22 protein-coding genes are annotated in these 22,797 nt (G+C 57.6%); 8 read left to right on the top strand and 14 right to left on the bottom strand.

Going from position 1 to position 22,797, the window contains the following annotated elements:
* Nucleotides 1–4 precede the first annotated feature (4 nt).
* On the top strand, nt 5–772 hold the full coding sequence (locus tag MHY13_RS02760; RefSeq protein ID WP_239280540.1) for a hypothetical protein: 768 nt from the start codon (nt 5–7) through the stop codon (nt 770–772).
* On the opposite strand, the gene arsB is transcribed toward MHY13_RS02760, so the two are convergent.
* Nucleotides 769–1,833, bottom strand: coding sequence for an ACR3 family arsenite efflux transporter (gene arsB / locus MHY13_RS02755; RefSeq protein WP_239280539.1), 1,065 nt, complete (start codon nt 1,831–1,833; stop codon nt 769–771). The two genes, MHY13_RS02760 and arsB, sit on opposite strands and share 4 nt — an antisense overlap.
* A gap of 108 nt (nt 1,834–1,941) precedes the next feature.
* On the opposite strand from arsB, the gene MHY13_RS02750 reads away from it, so the two are divergent.
* Nucleotides 1,942–2,292 carry a metalloregulator ArsR/SmtB family transcription factor gene (locus MHY13_RS02750; RefSeq protein WP_239192360.1) on the top strand — a complete coding sequence of 117 codons (351 nt, stop codon included), beginning with the start codon at nt 1,942–1,944 and terminating at the stop codon, nt 2,290–2,292.
* A 269-nt stretch (nt 2,293–2,561) separates the two neighbouring features.
* On the opposite strand, the gene ndk is transcribed toward MHY13_RS02750, so the two are convergent.
* From ndk to MHY13_RS02720, 6 genes are all read right to left on the bottom strand, one after another.
* The gene (ndk, locus tag MHY13_RS02745; protein WP_005324068.1) at nt 2,562–2,972 is read right to left on the bottom strand and encodes a nucleoside-diphosphate kinase; all 411 of its coding nucleotides are present in this window, start codon (nt 2,970–2,972) and stop codon (nt 2,562–2,564) included.
* Between the two features lie 79 nt (nt 2,973–3,051).
* The gene (locus MHY13_RS02740) at nt 3,052–3,363 is read right to left on the bottom strand and encodes a hypothetical protein (RefSeq protein WP_239280537.1); all 312 of its coding nucleotides are present in this window, start codon (nt 3,361–3,363) and stop codon (nt 3,052–3,054) included.
* A 46-nt stretch (nt 3,364–3,409) separates the two neighbouring features.
* A complete protein-coding gene (locus MHY13_RS02735; protein WP_239280535.1) occupies nt 3,410–3,922 on the bottom strand; it encodes a DUF4233 domain-containing protein in 513 nt (170 codons plus the stop codon).
* The gene (locus MHY13_RS02730) at nt 3,919–5,454 is read right to left on the bottom strand and encodes a folylpolyglutamate synthase/dihydrofolate synthase family protein (protein WP_239280533.1); all 1,536 of its coding nucleotides are present in this window, start codon (nt 5,452–5,454) and stop codon (nt 3,919–3,921) included. The genes MHY13_RS02735 and MHY13_RS02730 overlap by 4 nt, the downstream gene beginning before the upstream one ends.
* On the bottom strand, nt 5,454–8,174 hold the full coding sequence (locus MHY13_RS02725) for a valine--tRNA ligase (RefSeq protein ID WP_239280531.1): 2,721 nt from the start codon (nt 8,172–8,174) through the stop codon (nt 5,454–5,456). Before MHY13_RS02725 ends, MHY13_RS02730 begins: the two co-directional genes overlap by 1 nt.
* An 80-nt stretch (nt 8,175–8,254) precedes the next feature.
* Nucleotides 8,255–9,205 (bottom strand): malate dehydrogenase, encoded by a 951-nt coding sequence (locus tag MHY13_RS02720; protein ID WP_239280521.1) that lies wholly within the window; start codon nt 9,203–9,205, stop codon nt 8,255–8,257.
* A gap of 333 nt (nt 9,206–9,538) precedes the next feature.
* On the opposite strand from MHY13_RS02720, the gene MHY13_RS02715 reads away from it, so the two are divergent.
* Nucleotides 9,539–10,303: a TetR/AcrR family transcriptional regulator gene (locus tag MHY13_RS02715; RefSeq protein ID WP_204611162.1), complete on the top strand. Its 765-nt coding sequence runs from the start codon at nt 9,539–9,541 to the stop codon at nt 10,301–10,303.
* A 10-nt stretch (nt 10,304–10,313) separates the two neighbouring features.
* Here MHY13_RS02715 and clpX read toward each other — a convergent pair whose 3' ends face one another.
* Entirely contained in the window at nt 10,314–11,609 is a 1,296-nt protein-coding gene (gene clpX, locus MHY13_RS02710; RefSeq protein ID WP_204611160.1) for an ATP-dependent Clp protease ATP-binding subunit ClpX, read from the bottom strand.
* A gap of 227 nt (nt 11,610–11,836) precedes the next feature.
* Between clpX and fabG the strand changes: the two genes are divergently transcribed.
* Nucleotides 11,837–12,604, top strand: a complete 768-nt coding sequence (gene fabG / locus MHY13_RS02705; protein WP_239280519.1) for a 3-oxoacyl-ACP reductase FabG — start codon at nt 11,837–11,839, stop codon at nt 12,602–12,604.
* 96 nt (nt 12,605–12,700) lie between these two features.
* On the opposite strand, the gene MHY13_RS02700 is transcribed toward fabG, so the two are convergent.
* The 6 genes from MHY13_RS02700 to MHY13_RS02675 all read right to left on the bottom strand — a co-directional run bounded on the left by MHY13_RS02700 (nt 12,701) and on the right by MHY13_RS02675 (nt 18,015).
* Nucleotides 12,701–12,955, bottom strand: a complete 255-nt coding sequence (locus MHY13_RS02700; RefSeq protein ID WP_239280517.1) for a hypothetical protein — start codon at nt 12,953–12,955, stop codon at nt 12,701–12,703.
* Between the two features lie 166 nt (nt 12,956–13,121).
* A complete protein-coding gene (locus MHY13_RS02695) occupies nt 13,122–13,412 on the bottom strand; it encodes a hypothetical protein (RefSeq protein WP_239280515.1) in 291 nt (96 codons plus the stop codon).
* A gap of 3 nt (nt 13,413–13,415) precedes the next feature.
* The gene (locus tag MHY13_RS02690) at nt 13,416–14,714 is read right to left on the bottom strand and encodes an inorganic phosphate transporter (protein ID WP_239280513.1); all 1,299 of its coding nucleotides are present in this window, start codon (nt 14,712–14,714) and stop codon (nt 13,416–13,418) included.
* Between the two features lie 319 nt (nt 14,715–15,033).
* Nucleotides 15,034–16,536 carry a peptide MFS transporter gene (locus MHY13_RS02685; RefSeq protein ID WP_200435300.1) on the bottom strand — a complete coding sequence of 501 codons (1,503 nt, stop codon included), beginning with the start codon at nt 16,534–16,536 and terminating at the stop codon, nt 15,034–15,036.
* A gap of 235 nt (nt 16,537–16,771) precedes the next feature.
* On the bottom strand, nt 16,772–17,395 hold the full coding sequence (locus MHY13_RS02680; RefSeq protein WP_005324052.1) for an ATP-dependent Clp protease proteolytic subunit: 624 nt from the start codon (nt 17,393–17,395) through the stop codon (nt 16,772–16,774).
* 20 nt (nt 17,396–17,415) lie between these two features.
* Nucleotides 17,416–18,015 carry an ATP-dependent Clp protease proteolytic subunit gene (locus MHY13_RS02675; RefSeq protein WP_005324051.1) on the bottom strand — a complete coding sequence of 200 codons (600 nt, stop codon included), beginning with the start codon at nt 18,013–18,015 and terminating at the stop codon, nt 17,416–17,418.
* A 138-nt stretch (nt 18,016–18,153) separates the two neighbouring features.
* Between MHY13_RS02675 and MHY13_RS12205 the strand changes: the two genes are divergently transcribed.
* The 4 genes from MHY13_RS12205 (at nt 18,154) to nrdF (ending at nt 22,741) form a co-directional block, all read left to right on the top strand.
* Entirely contained in the window at nt 18,154–18,834 is a 681-nt protein-coding gene (locus tag MHY13_RS12205; protein ID WP_005324050.1) for a metal-dependent transcriptional regulator, read from the top strand.
* 115 nt (nt 18,835–18,949) lie between these two features.
* Nucleotides 18,950–19,417: a class Ib ribonucleoside-diphosphate reductase assembly flavoprotein NrdI gene (nrdI, locus tag MHY13_RS02655; protein WP_150850436.1), complete on the top strand. Its 468-nt coding sequence runs from the start codon at nt 18,950–18,952 to the stop codon at nt 19,415–19,417.
* Nucleotides 19,418–19,467: 50 nt separating this feature from the next.
* A complete protein-coding gene (gene nrdE / locus MHY13_RS02650) occupies nt 19,468–21,663 on the top strand; it encodes a class 1b ribonucleoside-diphosphate reductase subunit alpha (protein ID WP_005324048.1) in 2,196 nt (731 codons plus the stop codon).
* Nucleotides 21,664–21,715: 52 nt separating this feature from the next.
* A complete protein-coding gene (gene nrdF / locus MHY13_RS02645; protein WP_005324047.1) occupies nt 21,716–22,741 on the top strand; it encodes a class 1b ribonucleoside-diphosphate reductase subunit beta in 1,026 nt (341 codons plus the stop codon).
* The last annotated feature ends 56 nt before the right edge of the window (nt 22,742–22,797 follow it).

Genomic DNA, 22,797 nt, shown 5'->3' with positions numbered 1-22,797 from the left:
CGGGGTGGCAGAACTAACACGAATCCCCGCCCGCGAACTGGCGCAGCATCGGCAGCGCAATGAAGTCCCGGTGCGCTCGGCGCTCTACTTTGGCGTGCCGACCGGCTTTGCCATTGGCTTCGCCAACACAGGCGTGGATTATATGTTGATGGGAGCCGGTGTTTTTGCCGTCTTTGCGGTGCTGGGGTTGGTGCACCTCATCCGCAATTACCCGCGCGGCATCAACGCTGCGCAAGAGGAGTTCCGCGATGGCGACTATCCCACGATTGCCTATATCGCGCCGTTTATCCCGATCGCTGCGCCGTTGGTCATGGCTCCACTGAGCGCGGCCGACCTTCTTCCAGAGATTGAGCTGGCACCGCCCGTTGCCGGGATGCTGTCCGGGGCATGGTGGGCCTTTGGCTTGCCGCTGGGTATATGGGGCATGTTTTCCCAGTCCTTCCGCATCGGCCGGCGCCGCATTAAGAAGATCCTGCAAAAGGACCCGCTCGACGGGGTTACGGAGGCTCGCTTGCAGCTTTCCGACGCCCACTCGGACATCCTCACCGCCCTCGTCGCCGCCGGCGCGGTGCAGGGAAACACGATTAATTCCACTGCCCTCTCGAAGTTCATGAAGGTAGACCTCGACCCTCTATCCGAACACCTCGATGCTTTGGCAAAGGCGGACCTGGTGAAGCTCAGCCGCATGGGACTGCGCACCGCGCCCGCAAAGTGGACCATCACCATCACGCCGACTGGGGTTCGCTGTTTGTATCAAGTGGGCCGGCGTTAACTTGGCAAGCTTTTGTCTCCTGGGAAAATTTTCGGACCTATCCAGAGCATCACGTACACAAGTCCTACGAGCACTGGAATTTCAATTAGTGGCCCAATGGTACCGGCAAGGGCCTGTGCTGACGTAGCTCCAAATGTACCGATGGAAACTGCAATGGCTAGCTCGAAATTATTACCAGCTGCGGTAAACGCAACGGAAGCGGATTGCGCGTAGTTCATTCCCACAACCTTTGCCACACCCAAAGCTAGGAAAAACATTCCAACAAAGTAAATGACCAACGGAATCGCAACCTTGATCACCACCGTGGGCTGCGCTACCAACTGTTCTCCCTGCAGGGAGAACAGCAACACAATGGTATAGAGCAAGCCGATCATCGCCAAGGGAGAAACTACCGGAAGGAAGCGGTTTTCAAACCATTCGCGGCCTTTGACTTTCTCACCCCAGACCCGTGAGAGCACACCAAGCAGCAGGGGGACTCCCAAAAATACGAGAACCGCGGTGACGATAGACCAGAAAGAGAAATCAGCAGAGGTGGTATCTAGCCCCAACCACCCTGGCAAAATCTGCAAATAGAACCATCCCAGCACACCGAACATGGCTACCTGGAATACAGAGTTTATGGCGACAAGAACGGCGGTGGCCTCCCGATCGGCGCAGGAGAGATCGGACCATACTAGGACCATTGCGATACAACGGGCTAGCCCAACGATAATCAGGCCGGTTCGCAGCTCTGGCTGATCGGCAAGAAATATCCACGCCAGGGTGAACATCACTGCAGGCCCCACCAACCAGTTCAACACAATCGATACCACCATCAACCGGCCATCGGCAGCAATATCTCGGGTCTTTTCATAGCGGACTTTAGCCAGGGGCGGATACATCATAACTAGCAGGCCCAGCGCGATTGGAAGAGAAATACCGCCAACCTCTAGAGCAGACAGTGCTTCTCCAATGCCTGGCAGGAAGTGGCCTATCAATAGCCCCACAGCCATGGCCATGATGATCCAAACGGGAAGGAATCTATCGAGAAATGACAACTTTGGGCGTTGCGTAACGGCCATGGCTCTCCTTGTGCGACGAGGAATTCAACTTTCGAGCAGTACTTTAGTCACCCATATTGATACTCGTCAATATAACGGAGTGGGAGGCAGACTCCTTATACTGTGTACATGGACTCCTCCCCTAGCAATGCCGATAACACCCCGGATGCACAGTGCTGTTCCCTGAGCAGTGGCCCGCTCAGCCAGGGCGACTCCCTCCGCTTTTCCCAGCAATTTAAGGTACTTGCCGACCCAGCCCGCCTGCGCCTGCTATCCGTATTGTGCGACGAGGGCTGCGGCCCAATGAGTGTTACGGAGTTAACCGCGCTTTCCGGCCTTAGCCAACCGACGGTTTCTCATCACCTCGGCAAGTTGAGGGAATCCGGTCTTTTAATCAAGCAACAATCGGGCCGTACCGTTACCCATCGAGTGCAAAAGGAAGCCTTCCGCACACTGCGCCAGTTACTCTCCTTCGATTAGGAGAACTCCAGTCCTAGTCTGCGAAGTAAATGACTTCGCGTGCTATATCCTCAGCAATGATCTGCCGCGTTAAGCACCTTCAGCCCCGAAACAAAACCCCTGCTCCAGTTCTGCTTCTCTACGTATTTGCGGCTTTGCCGTTTCAATACTTATTCAGGGTAGGGCCGGATTCTCGGCATGTGGCTCTCCGCCTAGGCTTATGAGTCAAGCAATAAATAAAGCCCGAGCCTACAGGCTCGGGCTGAATGATGCGCTAAGTGCGCAGAAGTTTAGAGGTTCGGGAACCAGATAGCGATTTCGCGCTCTGCGGACTCTGGGGAGTCAGAGCCGTGCACGATGTTCTCGCCAACGGTCAGGGCGAAGTCACCGCGGATGGTGCCCGGGGTGGCCTTGGAGACTGGGTCGGTGCCGCCAGCCAGCTGGCGCCATGCCTCGATGGCGCGCTCGCCCTCAACAACACCAGCGATAAGCGGTGCGGAGGTGATGAACTCGACGAGGTCGCCGAAGAATGGCTTGTCCTTGTGCTCCTCGTAGTGCTTCTCCGCGGTCTCGCGGTCAGCAACGCGCAGGTCGAGCTCGGCCAGCTTCAGGCCCTTGCGCTCGATGCGGGAGATGATTTCGCCTACGTGGCCGTTCTTTACGCCGTCCGGCTTGATGAGAATCAGTGTACGTTCAGTCATGCCCCACACTGTACCGAAACCGCACGCATGCGTCGCGCGCTGGGGTATTCCTTTGGGGTAAAAGTGTGGGGGTCCAGGGCTATGCGAGTTGTTTGACTATCTCTTCGGCGCGCTCCTGCGAAGTCCCCCTGAACCACAGGCGCACCTGACCTACTGCTGCGCCGAATTGGCCGTTGGCCAGCAGTCGTTGCAGCTCCGCGAGCTGCTCCTTATCCAAATCCTCAAAGGTGGCTTCTTTGGCCGGCTCGAAGTTGCTCCGCAGGGCCAAAACTAGAAAAACGCCGCCAATAATGAGGGCGACTAGAGGTAGCCACGGCGTTCCCGTTGCGGCGCGGGCTACCACCGCAGCGATGCAGGCGAGTGCGGCAAGGACGAGATAGAGAGTGCGCATGGGCGCTAGTCTATCGTGTCTGCCCCACCCGCCGGAGGTATCGAGCCTATTTCTCGTTGAGGTGCTGCGTGGTGAGGTATCCGCGCTTCATGCGGGCAATGAGGTTGCTGCGCAGGTAGACGGCCAGCAGCCACTCCATGCCAAAGATGATGAAGATGGCGGCCACAGCCCAGTGGACCATAAAGCCCACAATGACGCACAACAGCTGCGCCCATACGATGACGGACAGCGCCCACTTCTTATTCATGAACGCGATCATCACGAGGTGGAATACCACTGCGGCGATGACAAAGCCGTAGTTGAAGGGGGCCCACAACGTACCGTCATAGAGCTTGTAGAGCATCGGCAGCGCGAAAGATAGGGCGAGCGCCTCCATGGTCAGGGAGCTGGCAATGACCATCCCGTTGAAGCTTTTGAGTGGGTCCTTGACTGGGGCTTGGCCCATGCCAAGCGGGCCGATCTCGCTTTCCGGGATCTGTTCTTCGCGGCCACGGCCGCGGGTGCGGCGGGGCGGGCGAGGCTGGTGCTCGCCGCGCGGGTGGTGATTGTCGCGGCTCATGCAGGTTCCTTTCCAAACATCGCGCGGGCATCACCAGCGGTGACGACCGAGCCGGTGATGATGATGCCGGAGCCGGACTGGACCTCGGCGTCCTCGGCAAGCTCCACGGCCTGGGCATAGGCGCCCGGCAAGTTATCGGCTACGTACACTCGCTCCTCGCCAAAGATATCGCGGGCGGTCTCTGCCAAGTCGTAGGCATCGAGGGCGCGCGGCGAGGAGTTTTGGGTGATGACGACCTCGGTGAGGTAAGGCTCTAGTGCGGTGAGGATGCCGGTGGCGTCCTTATCCGCAAAAATAGAGAGCACACCGATGAGGCGGGCGAAATCGAAATCGCGGTCCAGCGCCGCGCCGAGGGCCTTGGCGCCATGTGGATTATGGGCGGCGTCAATAAACGTCGTCGGCGAGGTGCGCACGCGCTCTAGGCGGCCAGGAGAAATTGCCTGCGCGAAGCCATTGCGCACGGTCGCAACATCCAGCGGGTGGCCGGCCGAGACGCCGAAGAAAGCCTCCACCGCAGCAAGAGCCACGGCGGAATTTTTGGCCTGGTGCTCGCCGTGCAGGGGCAGGAAAATATCCTCGTACAGGCCGCCAAGGCCCTGGATATTGACCTGTTGGCCGCCGACGGCGATGCGGGACTCGAGGGCAGCAAACTCAGAACCGGAGCGGGCCACACCCGCCTCCACGTCTACGGCCTGCTGCAGGATGACCCGCATTGCCTCAGGGTCCTGTTCTGCAACAACCACAATGTTTTCGTTGGGAGTCAGCGGATCATCGGCATCCTCGCGCGACTTGATAATGCCGGCCTTTTCACCGGCAATCTCTGCGAGGGTGTCGCCCAGGTAATCCGTGTGGTCCAGGCCCACCGGGGTAATGACGGAGACATCCGCATTGACCACGTTGGTGGCATCCCACCGGCCGCCGAGGCCGACTTCGACGACGGCGACGTCCACGGGAGCGTCGGCAAACGCGGCATAGGACAAGCCGACAAGGACCTCGAACTTGGACATGGGAACGTCCGACTGGGCATCGACCATCTCCACAAAAGGCTTGATCTCGTGCCAGATGCGCACATAATCGCGCGGGTGGATAGGCTGGCCATCGATGCCGATGCGCTCCGTGACGCGCTGCAGGTGCGGGCTGGTGACAAGGCCGACGCGGCGGTGGAAGGCGCGCAGGAGCGAATCCACCATGCGTGCGGTAGAGGACTTGCCGTTGGTGCCGGCAATGTGGATGACATCGAAAGAACGCTCGGGGTGGCCGAGCAGATCCATGAGCATCTCGATGCGGTCGAGGGAAGGCTCAATCTTGGTTTCCGGCCAGCGTTCGTTGAGCTCTTCTTCTACCTCCGCGAGGGCGCGCAGCTCTTCGGCCGACACCTCTTGTGGGGCGGCCTCGTTGTACTCGTCCTCGCTGCCCATGCCCAAATTGAGCGTCAGGCCGGACTCGGTGATTTCCACCGGGCCACCGTCGGTTCCTTCTTTGAGGGCATCGACGATTTCGAAGTCCTCAGTCTCCTTGTCCTTGTCCGCCACTACTTCAGGCCCTCCAAACGGCTGGTGATGCGCTCGACCTCTTCGCGGGCGACCTGCTGGCGCTCCTTGATCTTATTGACCACTTCTTCCGGCGCCTTGGACAAGAAGTTCTCGTTGCCCAGCTTCTTGCCGGTCTGCTCCAGTTCCTTATTGGCCTTGGCCAGATCCTTTTCCAGGCGCTTGCGCTCGGCTTCTACGTCCACCGCGCCGTGGGTGTCCAGGGTGACCTCCACGGTGGCCTGGGAAAGGCGCACCTCGATGGAGGCGGAAGGATCGAAGTCTTCGCCAGGGGCGGTGGTATTGGCCAGGTTGCGCACCAGTTCCTCTTGGCCGGCGAGATCCGCTGCGGCGAAGTCGAGGCGGCCCGGCACCTTCTGGGAAGGCTTTACGCCCTGGTCGGAGCGGAAGCGGCGTAGCTCGGTGATGAGCTTATCGGCGTCCTCGATGCGGCGGGCGGCCACCTCATCCTTGGTGGCGCCACCATTGGTATCGGCAACGGTTGGCCACGGTGCCACGACGATGGACTCGCCGCCGGTCAGCGCCTTCCACAGCACCTCGGTAACGAATGGCATGGTCGGGTGCAGCAGGCGCAGGACGACGTCGAGCACGCGGCCCAACACGATCTGGGTATTGCGGCCCTGCTCGCTTACACCATCGCGCGGGATCTGGGTCTTGGCAATCTCCAGGTACCAGTCACACAGCTCGTCCCAGGTGAAGTGGTAGAGCAGCTCGTTGGCCTTAGCAAACTGGTAGTCATCCAGGTAGGCATCCACCTTGACGCGGACTTCTTCGGCGCGGTCAAGGATCCACCGGTCGGCGTCGCTAAGCTCCTCGCGGTTCGGCAGCGTGGCCACTCCAGCGCCGTTCATGAGCGCGAACTTGGTGGCGTTAAAGAGCTTGGTGGCAAAGTTGCGGGCGGCCGCGGCGGCATCGGAGCCCAGCGGCAGGTCCACGCCGGGGTTGGCGCCGCGGGCGAGGGTAAAGCGCAGTGCGTCCGCACCGTAATCGCGCACCCAATCCATCGGGTCAATGCCGTTGCCCAAGGACTTGGACATCTTACGGCCCTGCTCATCGCGCACCAAGCCGTGCAGATAGAGATCCTTGAACGGCACCTGCGGGCGGCCTTCTGCGCCCTCACCCAAAAGCTCTGGGGTGTGGGTGCCGGCAAAGGTACCGAACATCATCATGCGGGCTACCCAGAAGAATAAGATGTCATAGGCCGTAACCAGCACGTTGGTGGGATAGAACTTCTCTAGATCCGGGGTCTTTTCCGGCCACCCCAGGGTGGAAAATGGCCACAGCGCGGAGGAGAACCAAGTATCCAGCACGTCCGGATCCTGCTCGTATCCTGCCGGCGGCTCCTCATCAGGGCCGACACAGACGATGTCTCGCTGGCCATCCTCGCCCTCCGGCCCGTACCAGATAGGAATGCGGTGGCCCCACCACAGCTGGCGAGAAATGCACCAATCGTGCATGTCATCGACCCACTCAAAGTAACGGGGCTCGAGCGACTGCGGGTGCAAGGTGGTATCGCCCTCGCGCACGGCGTCGCCAGAGGCCTTGGCCATCTTGGCCACGTCCACGAACCACTGCAGGGACAGGCGCGGCTCGATGGGCTCGCCGGAGCGCTCCGAGTGGCCCACGGAGTGGACGTATGGGCGGATTTCCTTAACAATGCGGCCCTGCTCGCGCAGCGCTTCCCGGATCTCCACGCGTGCTTCCTCGCGGGTCAGGCCGTCGAAGCGGGTACCGGTATTGGCAATGTGGCCGGTGGTATCGATGACCGTGGGCATATCCAAGTCATGGCGGGTGCCCATCGCGTAGTCATTCGGGTCGTGCGCCGGGGTGATCTTCACCGCGCCGGTACCGAATTCCATGTCCACGTAATCATCGGCGATGATCTTGAGCGTCAGGTCATCGCGGAACGGGTGCGACAGCTCCTTGCCCACCAAGTCGGCATAGCGCTCATCGTCGGGGTGGACGGCAATGGCGACGTCACCCAGCATGGTCTCCACACGGGTGGTGGCCACGATGAGGTGCGGTTCATCGTCATTGAGCGAGCCATAGCGGATGGACACCAGCTCGCCCTCGACGTCCTTGTACACCACCTCGATATCGGAGACGGCGGTCTCAAGCACCGGCGACCAGTTCACCAGGCGGTTGGCCTGGTAGATCATGCCCTCATCGTAGAGGTTCTTAAAGATGGTCTGGACGGCGCGGGAGAGGCCATCATCCAAGGTGAACCGCTCGCGGGACCAGTCCACGGAGTCACCGATGGCGCGCATCTGGTTCTGGATGGTGCCGCCGTACTGCTCCTTCCATTCCCAGACCTTGTCAATGAACTCTTCGCGCTCATAGTCCCAGCGCTTTTTGCCCTCGGTCTCCTTGAGCTTGGCCTCGACCTTGGTCTGGGTGGCAATACCTGCGTGATCGGCACCAGGCAGCCACAGGGTGGCGTAGCCCTGCATGCGCTTGCGGCGGATAATGGAATCAATCAGCGTGTGGTCCAGGGCGTGGCCCATGTGCAGCTGGCCGGTCACATTTGGCGGCGGCAGCACGATGGAATAAGGCTCAGCCTCCGAATTCGCATCCGGAGTGAAGTAGCCCTTTTCTACCCAGCCCTCATAGAGGTCCTTCTCTACGGCCTGCGGCTCCCACGACTTAGGCAGCGCATCGGCGCGGTTGGTACCAACTAATTGCTCATTATTTTGCTCAGTCACCTGGCCGATTCTACCTTGCACGTCAACCGGCTCAGCCAGGCAGGGTGCGCACCGAGTATGAGGTGCGCACCAAGCGGGTTTTAGAGCAGGTCCGCCACGGCCTTGCGCTCCTCGCGCAGCTCGGCCACAGAGGTCTCGATGCGCTCTTTTTGGAACTCGCTAAGCTCCAGTCCCTGCACGATCTCCCACTGGCCGTTGCGGCTGACCGTGGGGAATCCGCAAATAAGGCCCTTGTCGACGCCGTAGGATCCGTCCGATGGCACCGCCGCAGTGCGCCAGTCCTCGGTGCCATGAATCCAGTCATGCATGTGGTCCACGGCTGCCGACGCCGCCGATGCGGCCGAGGAGCTGCCGCGTACCTCAATAATCTCCGCACCGCGCTTGGCCACTTTGGGGATCATTTCCTCGCGGTACCATTCCTGGTCCACCTCCGCGTTGGAGTAGGTGATATCCGGGAACTGGCTAGCGGAATGGTTGCCCCAGACCGCCACCTTGGTGAATTCGGTGGTGGACTTGCCCGTCTTTAGCGCGAGCTGGCTCAGGGTGCGGTTGTGGTCCAGGCGCATCAAAGCGCTGAACTGGGAGTTATCCAAATCGGGGGCATTATTCGCAGCGATGAGGGCATTGGTATTAGCCGGGTTGCCCACAACGAGCACGCGGACATCGCGCGCGGCGTAGTCATTGATGGCCTTGCCCTGCTTAGTGAAGATGGCGCCATTGGCCTCCAGTAGGTCGGCGCGCTCCATTCCCTTGCTGCGCGGGCGAGCACCTACAAGAAAGGCGGCGGAGGTGTTTTCAAAGGCTTCCTTGAGATCATCAGTAACCGTAATGGAGTTAACCAACGGCAGGGCGGAGTCGTTGAGCTCCATGGCTACGCCTTGGGCCTTATCCACCGCAGCGGGAATTTCCAGCAATGCTAGGTCTACCGGGGTGTCTTTTCCGTACACATCGCCGGCAGCGATGCGCCACAGCAGCGAATACGCGATGTTGCCGGCGGCGCCGGTGACAGTGATCTTGACGGGCTGAGTCATGATGTAAAAGCCTCCTCAATCAGGGCTGCGACAATGTAATTCATCCCCGAGCTTAGCCCCACCGCCAGCCTCCGCGCTGTGAATCTGGCCCCCTCTTTTGGAGGGAAAATCTAGGGCACTTGCGTTAAATTACCCCCATTCACCTCCAAATTAGCGCCCCCAATGGGCCAGATACTCCCGCACGGGGTGATTAATCGGGCATGATAGGAAAAGGAAATGCGGGACACTCCCCCACGCTGCACACCCAGAATGCAGAGGGATTGCCAACTCCCGCACTATTAGACATCAGTTCACCGCGCCACCGCCGCGCCGCAAGGATTAAGGACTTACGCAATGAGCACTGAGAATACTGACCCACTGCAGGCTGCAGACCAGGCGGATTCTCCTCACGCTGCCCACGCGGAATCCGTCAGCATTGACTCCGTGGTGGACGTTGCGATCAAGCAGTTTTCCCGTTTTGGCTTTACAGAAACCAAGCTAGAGACCATCGCCCAAGAATCCGGCATGTCCAAGCGCATGATTCATTACCACTTTGGCGATAAGAAGGGCTTGTACCTGCGTGCGCTGAGCACCGCCGCGCAGCGCCTTAATCCACCTGAGGATGCCCTGGAAATCGATACCGCAGTTCCGGTCGAAGGCGTGCGCAAGTTGGTGGATTGGCTCTTCCGCGAGCGCGTAGCCAACCCGGAGGCCATTCGCATGCTGGTATGGGAAACTAACCAGCAGATTGTGGACCCGGCACAGCAGGCTATTGCCGACGTCGCCGGGGTAGCCCTCCACCTTGACCGCCTGCTGCTCTTGGGCCAAGACGCCGGCGCCTTCCGCCCGGGCATTTCCGCCAATGACATCTTCACCCTGATTTCCTCGTTGACGGTTTACCGCGTGACAAACCAGGTGATGGTGGAAAACATGCTGGGCGTGAACTTCAATACCCAAGAAAATATCGACGGCATGCATAGGCTCACCGTCGATGCTGTGCTGGCGTTTTTGACCGCCAATATTCCGGACTCAGGCCACGAGTCCTACCTCACCTCGTCCTCGTTCGATACCAAGGAAGGCGACGAGGCCTCCCCGCAGGATATCTACAACGAGGAGTAATAGCGCCGGCTTAAGCGGATTCCTTTGCCTCATCCTTATAGCTAAACTGCGGCTCCGCTCCCTCGGTCACGCACTCCGACGTGATGTGTACCGTGGCAATATCCTCGCGGTCTGGCAGGTCGTACATGACTGGGACCAAAAGCTCTTCCATGATGGCGCGCAGGCCACGCGCACCCGTCTTGCGCTCCAAGGCGAGCTCCGCGATGGCATCCAATGCCGCCGGCTCGATGTCCAATTCGCAGTCATCCATCTCAAAGAGGCGGCTGTACTGCTTAACCAGGGAGTTCTTGGGCTCGGTAAGCACCTTGACCAGGGATTCACGGTCCAGGTTATCCACCGTGGCCACGACCGGCAGGCGGCCGATGAACTCGGGGATAAGACCGAACTTCACTAGGTCCTCGGGGCGCACCTGGGAGAAGAGGTCAACCTTTTCGCGCTCGTCCTTGGTATCCAGGTTGGCGCCAAAGCCCACGCCCTTCTTGCCCACGCGATCCGCAATGACTTGGTCCAGCCCAGCGAAAGCGCCGGCGACGATGAACAAAATATTGGAGGTATCCAGCTGGATAAACTCCTGGTTCGGGTGCTTGCGCCCGCCTTGCGGCGGGATGGCCGCCACGGTGCCTTCCAGGATTTTCAGCAGGGCCTGCTGCACGCCCTCGCCGGACACGTCGCGGGTAATGGACGGGTTCTCCGACTTGCGGGAAATCTTGTCCACCTCGTCGACGTAGATGATGCCGCGCTGGGCACGCTCCACGTCAAAGTCCGCGGCCTGCAGCAGCTTCAGGAGGATATTTTCCACATCTTCACCCACATAGCCGGCCTCGGTGAGGCTGGTGGCATCGGCGATGGCAAAGGGGACATCGAGAAGCCGGGCCAAGGTCTGCGCCAGGTAGGTCTTACCGGAACCGGTGGGGCCCAACATCAAGATATTGGACTTAGAGATTTCTACTTCATCGCCCTCGGCCTTCTTGCGGCGGGCCTCCAACGCGGCCGACTCTTCGGCCTTGATGCGCTTGTAGTGGTTATACACCGCCACAGACAACACGCGCTTGGCCTTGTCTTGGCCAATGACATATTTGTCTAGGAAGGCGGAAATCTGCGAGGGTCGGGGCAGGCGCACCTCTGCATCGGAGGATTCTTGCGCCTGCTCTTGGCCCAGTTCCTCTTCGATGATCTCATTGCATAGCTCGATGCACTCGTCGCAGATGTAGACACCGCCGCCGGCGATGAGCTTTTTCACCTGCTTCTGACTCTTGCCACAAAAGGAACACTTGAGCAGGTCAGCGCTTTCTTGCATACGTGCCATTAAGTTCTTTCACACTCGCTTTTCGTACCGCTATCCACAGTTGGAAGGACGATTCTACCCTTCCGAGCGGCTTAATCTTCATCTGTTTCTACCTTAGTAAATCAACCCGACAGGCCCTTCATTCATTCCCTCCCGCGTGGCGAATTTCCCAGGCCCTTCCTGCTCCTGCGGCCTAAACTAGAAGGTGAAATCACCCTCATCCCACCCCTTTTAGGAACAGGAGCATCATGTTCGATCTCACAGGCCGGGTAGCCGTTGTCACCGGCGGCGCCTCCGGCATTGGCCGCGGCATCGTCGCCTCGCTGCGGGAGGCCGGCGCCACCGTCATCATCGCCGATATCGACTTAGACCACGCCACCGCTACCGCTAAGGAGTTGGGTGCCAGCGCCATTCGCGTGGACGTCACCGACCGCGCTTCGGTTAAGGACATGTACCGCCAGGTCACTGCCGAGCACGGCGGCTTCGACATTGTGTGCTCCAATGCTGGCGTCTTTCCCAACTGCCCGCTGGCAGAGATGACCGATGATAAGTGGGAGGCGATGTTTGCCATCAACACCCACGGCACTTTCAAGGTGGTCCAAGAGGCGCTCCCCTACCTCAAGCAACGCCGCTATGGACGAATCGTCATCACCACATCTATCACCGGCTCGCACACGGGCTTTCCCGGTTGGGCCCACTACGGCGCCTCCAAAGCCGCCCAGCAGGGGTTTATGCGCTCGGCCGCGCTCGAGGTGGCCCGCGATGGCATCACCATCAACGGGGTCCTCCCAGGCAATATCCTCACCGAGGGCCTCGAGGCCCAAGGCCAGGAGTACCTCGATCAAATGACGCGCTCGGTACCGCTGCACCGCCTGGGCGCCCCACGCGATATTGGCAACGCAGCGGCCTTCCTGGCTTCGGAAGAGGCGGGCTACATCACCGGCCAAACCCTCGTCATAGATGGCGGTCAGCTCTTGCCCGAGACTCCCGAGGCTATACTGCCGCCGCGCGATTAGCCGCGCTTGCCGACGCCCCCCATGTGCACAAAGCACGAGGCCCCTTGCTACACAGTGTGCGGCGAGGGGCCTCGTGGGATTTCATTCATTTGCTGCTTACTGCAGCCAGTCGAAGTCGAGCAGGAAAAGTTCTGCATCGAGCATCTCAAGTTCATCCGGTGCATGACCGGTGACGGTTTCTAGCGCCTCTGCAACGTCCTTAGTCGTAGCGGGGGTCTTATCAGCGTCAAGCAGGGATTCTGCCACCAAAGCACGAACCGGAGCACCCGACACAGTGTCCAGCCCGGTACCAGTGGTGGAGCCCTTGAACGCATCAGCGATGCCGTCGAGCAAAGTACGCATCTTGTTCATTTCTCACACCTCCATGTGGCTTTCTCTCTGTTTGATAGAGAAGAATATACGCGGCACACCTCCACCAAGCAACCCTTTAGTCGCTTTAAGTTAACCTTTTGTTAACTTACGGAAAGTGTGCCGCGCACCACATGAGAGGTTTATCCCCCCAAGGAAGGACAATGACTTAGAGGTCACCAAACGGCGTGAAGCCAAAGTAGTGATCCAGCGTATCGCGGGCAATCCACATGATGGCCACCAGGATAACTACGGCCAGCACCGCATAGACAGTCCAGCCAAGCACCTTCATCTGAGCGCTTGCGGGGGTATCGCCAACAACGACGCCGTTGTCGTCGCGAATGGGGTCACCGGTCATACACCGCATACCCAAGGAGAAAAGTAGCGGAATGCCAGCGCCGAAGACCAACGCCAAGCCAGCAACGTGAATGAGGGACTGGAAGATTTCTGCAGCAGTCATGGTTTAGCGCTCCTCTTGAGCAATAGACGGCGCGGAGGCATCCTCCGCATTGGTAGCGGACACTGGTGCGGCGCCGGCAGCAACTGGCTCCTTGCGGTCAGAGCCCGCACCCATGGAGGAATCCACGGACTCGGCGTTTGGATCCCAGTCATTGTTGACGTTGGAAGCATCCACCGGGTTCATACGGGAACGGATGACAATGAGCGCGGCCATTGCCAGCAGCAAGACGAAGTCCACGATGGCACCGGTTGCGACGTTGGTAAAGGAGGAGACGCCGTGTGCCAACCACCAGGTAGCAAAGCCCACGAACGCAGCACACGGCAAGGTAATGAGCCATGCGGACACCATGCGCATGGCAACACCCCAGCGAACCTCAGCACCGCGGCGCCCCAGGCCGGTACCCATAATGGAACCGGTGGACACGTGGGTGGTGGAGAGCGCCATACCACCGGTAGCAGAGGTTAGGATGATGGCTGCAGAAGTAGCTTCAGCGGCCATGCCCTGTGGGGACTCAATCTCCACCAGCCCCTTGCCCAGGGTGCGGATAACGCGCCAGCCGCCGGACATGGTGCCGGCCGCGATAGCCACAGCACAAGAAACGATAACCCAGGTTGGAATGCGGGCGTCAGCAACCGCATGCCCAGAGGCAACCAGTGCCAGGAAGATAACGCCCATGGTCTTCTGTGCATCGCCAGCGCCGTGCGCCAAGGACACCAGGCACGCGGTGACGATCTGACCGTGGCGGAAGTGCTCGTTCTTAGCCTTATTCGGGATGGTGTTGGTTACCCAGTAGATAAGGAACGTGGCACACGCCGAAACCAGCGCCGCGATGATAGGCGAGGCAACGGCCGGGATAATGATCTTGCCGGCAATGGAGGACCACTCCACGCCAGCCGAGCCCATCGCAGCGAAGGCGGCACCAATAAGGCCACCGAACAAGGCGTGGGAGGAACTGGACGGCATACCCAGCAACCAGGTGAACAGGTTCCAGATGATGCCGCCGATAAGGCCAGTGAAGACGACCATCAACAGTGCCTGGCCGTCGGTATCAGCGGCGGCGCCAGACAGGTCGTAGGAATCAAGGTTAACAATGCCTTTTGCGACGGTCGCAGCAACATTGACCGAAAGGAAGGCACCCACAAGGTTAAGCACTGCGGAGATGGCTACCGCAGTAAAAGGCTTCAAAGCACCGGTGGCAATGGACGTAGCCATCGCGTTGGCAGTGTCATGAAATCCGTTCGTAAAGTCAAAGGCAAGGGCGGTTACCACCACAATGCCGAGGATAATCAGAGTCGCTGTCACAGCGTTGGCCCCTTGGAAAGAAAAGATGAACACGGTATGCATCTGCGGCGCCTTCACACGTCGCGGACGAAATGCAGATTACTCCTGCGCCTATCCGCAGACAATTGCTTTTCTTTAATATTTCCTTTGGTTAACCTTTTGTTAACCTGCTGGGGCTCAGAATCGAGCCCAAGAGGATTCCGAAGGGATAAAAATTCCCCAGCTAATGCCAATTAAATACCCCCACCTGCCCCCGCTTAACCCGAGTGATAAAAACCACTTAGGGAGGTATGCCAACATCACGCCGACATACCTCCCATTTAAGGGTGCTTTACAGCGCCTAGCGGAAGGTAGAGAACTTCTTTACCACCCAGCGGCTTAGAACAAGCAGGATGGCACCCAACACGATGGATACAACACCAAGGGAGATGAAGAAGGTATTCTCCGCGCCTGCATCATCCGGGTTATAGAAGCTAGCCAAGGAGCCGGCCAGCGAGGTACCCATAGCCACCGCCATCATCCACACCGCCATCATGCGGGACGGGAATGCCACCGGCGCCACCTTGGTGGCAAGCGCATTGCCCACCGGCGAAAGAAGGAGCTCCGCCATGGTGAAAAGGAAGAGGATGAAAACGATGACAAACATCGGGGTGGAGTTCGCTTCCGCACCCGAGAAAGGAAGGAAGAAGAACAAGGAGATGCCGATGACGATATTGGCTACGCCGAACTTTACTGGGGTGGACCACTGCCTATCCCCTAGCTTCGTCCACATCGTTGCGAAGACAGCGGAGAAAATAACAATAAAGATCGGGTTAATGGACTGCACCAGTGATGGCGGGATTTCCCAGCCAAACATGTGGCGGTCCAGGCGCACATCCGAATAAATCGTCATCACCGTAAACTGCTGCTGGAAGATTCCGAAGAACAAAACACCGGAAATAAACATCGGAATAAAGCCCAACAGGCGGTTCTTTTCCTCGCGGGTCACCAACTTCGAGGTATACATCTGTGCCCACAGATAGATTGCTGCAACCAGAGCAACCGCGGTGACAATATTGGACAGCCAATCAACCTGAATAGCGCCGGTAGCCAATGCCACCACCATAACCACGATGATGGCTGCAACTACCACCACACCCATGAGCAATTGCTTCCGGCTAGCCGGGTTTGGAACCTCGTGCCCCGCATCCTTAATGGTGGTCTTGCGCATGAGCGAATACTGGATCAGGCCGAGCGCCATGCCAATTGCTGCAATACCGAAACCCCAATGGAAACCCTGCCAGCCCCACAGCGCGGTGGTGAGCAGCGGACCAACAAGCGCGCCGATATTAACGCCCATATAGAAGATGGAGAAACCACCATCGCGGCGCGGGTCATCGCGGGAGTACATGGAGCCAAGCACAACCTGCGCAGTGGTCTTAACGCCACCGGAACCAACCGCAATGAGGACAAGACCAATGGCCAAACCAGTTACCGCGGGGATAAATGCCAAGGCGAGGTGACCAGCCATGACCAGAACGGCCGAATAAAACAAAGTGCGCTCTGCACCCAAGACTCGGTCGGCAACAAGGGAAGCCAACAAGCAAGCCATGTACACCAAGCCGCCATAGGCACCCACGATGGACGTCGCGTCCGCGCGGTCTAGACCAAGACCGCCATCGGTAGTGGCGTAATACATGTACAGCAAGACAAGTGCCTGCATACCGTAGAAGCTAAATCGCTCCCACATTTCCACGCCAAAGAGGTTGGCCAAGCCCCATGGGTGGCCAAAGAATGTACGTTCGCCGCTCTGCGGTGTGGGCGCAGCAGCCTGGGCCGCCGCGTCAGATGTGTGTTTCTCCATAAAAATATATGACCACTTAGAGGTCTAAATCACAAATCGACCATTATAGGTTTAGTGTCGCACGATAGAAATTAACCTAACGACCTGCAGAAATTGTATGAAGAGAGATACCCCCCTTCGGGTGCAGCGCGAGCCAACAGGACACCCCTTCTCTGCTTTAAAAGCAGAAAACCCCTGCCATGCAACCGGAGTGCCGGTTGAATGGCAGGGGCCACGTGGAAAGCGTTATTCCAAATTATGCATTGAGCTTGCGGTAATCAAAGACCGTATCGATGATGCCGTATTCGACGGCCTCCTGAGCGGTCAGAATCTTATCGCGGTCAGTGTCAATGCGGATCTGCTCAGCGGTACGACCAGTGTGCTCAGACAGGGTGGTTTCCATCAGCTTACGCATGCGCTCAATCTCGGCGGCCTGGATCTCCAAGTCAGAAACCTGGCCTTGGGTACCCTGGGTCGCCGGCTGGTGGATAAGCACGCGGGAGTTTGGCAGCGCTGCGCGCTTGCCCGGTGCCCCCGCAGCTAGGAGCACTGCTGCTGCGGAAGCAGCCTGGCCCAAGCACACGGTCTGAACGTCAGGACGCACGTAGCGCATGGTGTCATAAATAGCCATCAGCGCGGTAAAGGAACCACCCGGCGAGTTGATGTACATGGTGATGTCACGGTCCGGGTCTTGGCTTTCCAGGACTAGCAACTGCGCCATGATGTCATTGGCGGAAGTATCATCCACCTGGGTCCCCAGGAAGATGATGCGCTCTTCAAAAAGCTTGGAGTATGGGTTGGTTTCCTTAGTGCCCTGTGCGGACTGCTCAATGAAGGACGGCAGAACGTAGCGGGAACTTGGCATCTGGGATTGATTCATAGTGATTTTCTCCTTATTCCCTAGTTGCTCAGCGGACCGTTAACGGACTCAATGACATGGTCAACAATGCCGTAGTCCTTAGCCTGCTGTGCGGTCATCCAACGGTCACGATCGGAGTCTTTGGTGATCTGCTCAAAAGTCTGGCCGGTGTGCTCTGCAATGAGCTCGGCCATCTCGCGCTTAGTCTGAGCAAACTGCTCAGCCTGGATCGCGATATCCGCAGCGGTACCACCGACACCAGCGGAAGGCTGGTGCATCATAATGCGCGCGTGCGGCAGAGCGTAGCGCTTGCCCTTGGTGCCGCCGGAAAGCAGGAACTGACCCATGGAGGCAGCCAGGCCCATGCCGTACGTGGCAATATCGCACGGCGAGTACTTCATGGTGTCATAAATAGCCATGCCCGCAGTGACAGAGCCACCCGGGGAGTTGATGTAGAGCGAAATGTCGCGAGTGGGGTCCTCGGCGGACAGCAGGAGGATCTGGGCGCACAGCTTGTTCGCAATCTCATCATCGACCTGGGTTCCCAGGAAGATAATGCGCTCGCGCAACAGGCGCTCGTACACGCTATCGCTCAGATTCATACCCGTAGACGACGAGTTCATTGAAATCTTCTCAGACATTAGTGGTTCTCCTTCAAGTGAAGAATGCTTTAACTGGCCCCACCTTACCGGCATTCCTCTCAAACTTGGCCTCTGTTCGCTATGAGCGTTGGGCCACAGCGCCAAAGGCGCACACGGAAGCTGGGTTAACATTTACTCATGTCTGTTTCCGAGCTGTCCACCAGTACCCAGAACTATTTGAAAGCTATCTGGGGGCTAAAGGAATGGTCATCCGAGCCCGTTACCGCCACGCTTATAGCGAAACAGCTGGGACTCAAGCTCTCCTCGGTTTCCGATGCAGTGCGCAAAATGGCGAAGCAAGGGCTCGTGTCACACACGCCCTATGGCTCTGTGGAGTTAACCGAACTTGGCAGGCAGTACGCATTGGTCATGGTGCGCCGTCACCGATTGCTTGAGTCTTTTTTGGTTCAAGCATTGGGCTACACCTGGGACGAAGTCCATAATGAAGCCGAAAATCTCGAACACGCGGTGTCTGACATGCTCATAGAACGTGTGGATAAGTTCCTTGATTACCCCACTAGGGATCCGCACGGCGATCCTATCCCTACGGTTGATGGACAGATCACCATCCCCAGTGCGCATCGCCTCACCGACAGCGGTGCACAATCGCAGGTGACCGTGGAACGCATTTCTGATTCCGACCCACAACTGCTGAAGTTCCTTGAAGAGCGCGGCATTGTCACTGGGGCTGTTCTTAGCACGCGCGAGGGAGCGCCCTTTTCAGATTCTCTCGAAATACAGGTGGCCGGCGGCACTCAGTGGGTAGTACTTGGACGCCCAGCTACCGACGCAGTGTTTGTAGCACACCACAACCTTTAGACATTCCCCTTTGCATTAATCCTGCTCTCACCTGCCCTTTTCAAAACTACGTTAGACCGTAGTTGCAACTACGGCATTACGTAGTTAGTCTTTTCGAATATCACCTACCCCACTTATGGCTAAGGCCAGGATGAGCAGGATTGCCATGTCAGACTCACCAGATTTGGTGTACTTTTCCAGCGTTTCAGAGAACACGAAAAGGTTCGTCGAACGCTTAGATAGACCCGCGGTGCGCATTCCACTGCGCCCCAAGAAAACCGGGATGATCCAGGTTTCACACCCGTACGTACTCATCGTTCCCACCTACGGCGGCGGCTCGCTCAAACGCGCAGTCCCCAAACAGGTCATCGACTTCCTCAATGACCCAATCAACCGCTCCTTTATCCGGGGCGTTATTACCTCAGGGAATACCAACTTCGGAAGTGCTTACTGCGTCGCCGGACGCATCATTTCCGCCAAGTGCCACGTACCGGAGCTGTATCACTTCGAGCTTCTCGGCACCCAGAAGGACATCGCCGCCGTAAAGCAGGGCCTTCAGAAGTTTTGGAAGCAGCAAAAGCAGCTAACGATGACACCCCATTAATCCCCCACAAGATGAAGAACACATCCGCATCACACAGATTGGAAAACACAATGTGGCCTCTTGATGCCACCCCCACACAGACTATTGGCGCTACGCCCCGCACCGCTTCAGCAGACAATGCCGGCGGTGTCGGCAAGCGCAAGAGCTACCACGCACTCAACGCGCAGCTGAACTTGTTCGACGCTTCTGGAAAAATCCAGTTTGACAAGGACATTCAGGCAGCACAAGACTATGTCACACACCATGTCGCTCCCCGCATGCATCAGTTCGATTCCACCAAGCAGCGCTTGGAATGGTTGGTTGATAACGAGTACTACGAGCGGGATTTCCTTGAGCTTTATGATGACGCCTTTCTGTGCGCCATGTACGACAGAGCACATCGAGTTAAGCATCAGTTCCGCACCTTCCTCGGCGCATTTAAGTTCTTCACTTCATATGCACTGAAAACCTTTGATGGCTCCCGATTCCTAGAAGGCTACGAAGAACGCGTCGCCACCACAGCTTTATACCTTGCACAGGGCGACGAAGAGCTCGCAGAAAAGCTGGTGGATGACATCATGACCGGACGCTTCCAGCCCGCCACCCCTACTTTTCTCAACGCAGGCAAAGCCCAGCGCGGCGAAATGGTCTCCTGCTTCCTCCTGCGAATCGAAGACAATTTGGAGAGCATTGGCCGCTGCGTGAACTCTGCACTGCAACTATCAAAGCGCGGTGGTGGAGTGGCCCTGTTGCTGAGCAATCTGCGCGAATCCGGAGCCCCGATCAAAAAGATTGAGAACCAGGCTTCCGGCGTAGTCCCAGTCATGAAGATTCTCGAAGATAGCTTCAGCTATGCCAACCAATTGGGCTCCCGGCAGGGCGCTGGAGCCGTCTACCTGCATGCGCACCATCCAGATATTCTTCGCTTCCTGGATACCAAGCGGGAAAATGCCGATGAGAAAGTCCGCATCAAGACTCTTTCGCTGGGGGTTGTTATTCCAGATATAACCTTCCGTCTGGCCAAAGAGAACAAGGATATGCATCTTTTTAGCCCGTATGACATCGCTCGCGAGTACGGCGTAGCCATGTCTGACATGTCCATCACCGAGTACTACGACGAGCTGGTTGCCAATCCGCGAATCTCTCACACGACCATTAAGGCCCGCGAGTTTTTCACCACGCTGGCTGAGCTTCAGTTTGAATCCGGATACCCCTACATCCTCTTTGAGGATACGGTCAACCGCGCTAATCCCCTCAAAGGACATATCAATATGTCCAACCTGTGTAGCGAAATCCTCCAGGTCAACACGCCATCGACCTACGGAGCTTCGGGTGACTACACCACTGTTGGCCAGGATATTTCCTGCAATCTAGGTTCGCTCAACATTGCGAAGGCTTTTGAATCGCCGGACTTCGGGGAGACCGTCGAAACCGCAGTGCGTGCCCTCACGAAGGTTTCAGACCTGACGAATATCGAAGCTGTTCCCTCCATCGCTCACGGAAATGCTTCCATGCATGCCATTGGTCTGGGCCAAATGAATCTCCACGGCTTCCTTGCTTCACAGCGTATTCCTTATGGCTGCGCCGAGGCACTGGACTTTACAAATATCTATTTCCTCACGGTGACCTACCATGCGCTCCGCGCATCCCATGCACTCGCGGTTGAAAAAGGTCAACGATTCACAGGCTTCGAAGAATCCACCTATGCCACTGGCGCCTACTTTGACAAATACATCGACCAAGACTGGGCGCCAGCCACTGAACACGTAAAACAGCTCTTCCACGAAGCAGGCGTGCAGATCCCTCAACGCGAGGATTGGCTACGGCTCAAGAATCAAGTGATGCAAGACGGCATCTACAACGCCTACTTGCAGGCAGTTCCACCCACTGGATCAATTTCCTACATCAATGACTCCACCGCGTCCATCCACCCAATTGCCTCCAAAATTGAAATACGCAAGGAAGGCCGCTTGGGGCGCGTGTACTACCCCGCGCCGGAAATGACCAACGACAACCTGGAGTATTTCGATGACTCCTACGCCGTGGGATACGAAAAAATCATCGACACCTACGCCATGGCCACCCAACACGTGGACCAAGGGCTTTCCCTGACCTTGTTCTTTACCGCTGATACCACCACGCGGGACATCAACAAGGCACAAATCTATGCCTGGAAAGCCGGAATCAAGACCCTCTACTACATCCGTTTACGCCAATCCGCGCTCCAAGGAACCGAGGTCGAAGGCTGCGTCTCCTGTGCTTTGTAGGAGCACGGTCCTCCCCCTTGTCCACAACCACTCACTCAGAAAGAAAGAAGCTATGTCGTCAACATCGAATAGTGCTGAACTAACCAGCATTTCAGTTACTCCGCCGAGCTACCGGCATGATCCTTCAGCCCGCATCCGCGCCATCAATTGGAACCGGGTGAGCGATGACAAGGATCTTGAAGTGTGGAACCGTCTAACCACCAACTTTTGGTTGCCAGAGAAGGTCCCGCTTTCTAATGATCTCCCGGCGTGGCAGAAGATGACACCCGAGGAACGCAACCTCACCATGCGGGTGTTCACGGGACTCACCACCCTGGATACTGTCCAGGCCACCGTGGGTGAAATCTGTCAGATTCAAGATGCCCGCACCGAACACGAGGAGGCCGTGTATACCAACATCGCGTTCATGCAGTCAGTCCATGCCCGTTCATACTCTTCAGTGTTTTCTACCCTGAGCAGTACAAAGGAAATTGATGAAGCATACCGCTGGGCGGTGAATAACGACCTTCTCCAGGCACGCGCCAAGAAAGTTCTCGCGCACTATTTTGGGCCGGATCCACTCAAACGCAAGGTGTCATCGACGTTGCTTTCCTCGCTGCTTCTCTACGCGGGTTTCTATCTTCCCTTGCACTTTTCTGTCCACGCCACCCTGACAAATACGGCAGACATGATCCGCCTCATTCTGCGTGACAAGGCAGTGCACGGCTACTACTCGGGTTACAAATATCAGCGTGGTCTGGAATCCACGACCCCGCTACGGCAGAAGGAGATGCATGATTTCACCATTTCTTTGCTAGAAGAGCTTTATGCACTAGAGCTGGACTATTCCGGCGAGCTATATGAGCCTTTGGGACTCATGGATGATGTAGCCGTGTTCGTTCGCTATAACGCCAATAAGGCACTCATGAATTTGGGCTACCCGGATTATTTCCCGCCCGAAGAAACGGAAGTGAACCCAGAAATCCTCGCGGCCCTAGCCCCCGGAGCAGATGAGAACCATGACTTCTTCTCCGGATCTGGTTCCTCCTATGTCATTGGTACTGCTGAAGAAACGAGTGATGATGACTGGGATTTCTAAACCTTTTCCGCGACCGGACCAAGGAAGCTGGCTTGAGACCATCGCGCTGTTTGAAG

It is taken from the genome of Corynebacterium sp. ACRPE (assembly GCF_022347435.1).
Taxonomy (GTDB): Bacteria; Actinomycetota; Actinomycetes; order Mycobacteriales; family Mycobacteriaceae; genus Corynebacterium; species Corynebacterium tuberculostearicum_D.
The sequence above is the reverse complement of the archived record's forward strand: the minus strand, read 5'-3'. Positions and strand labels throughout refer to the sequence as shown.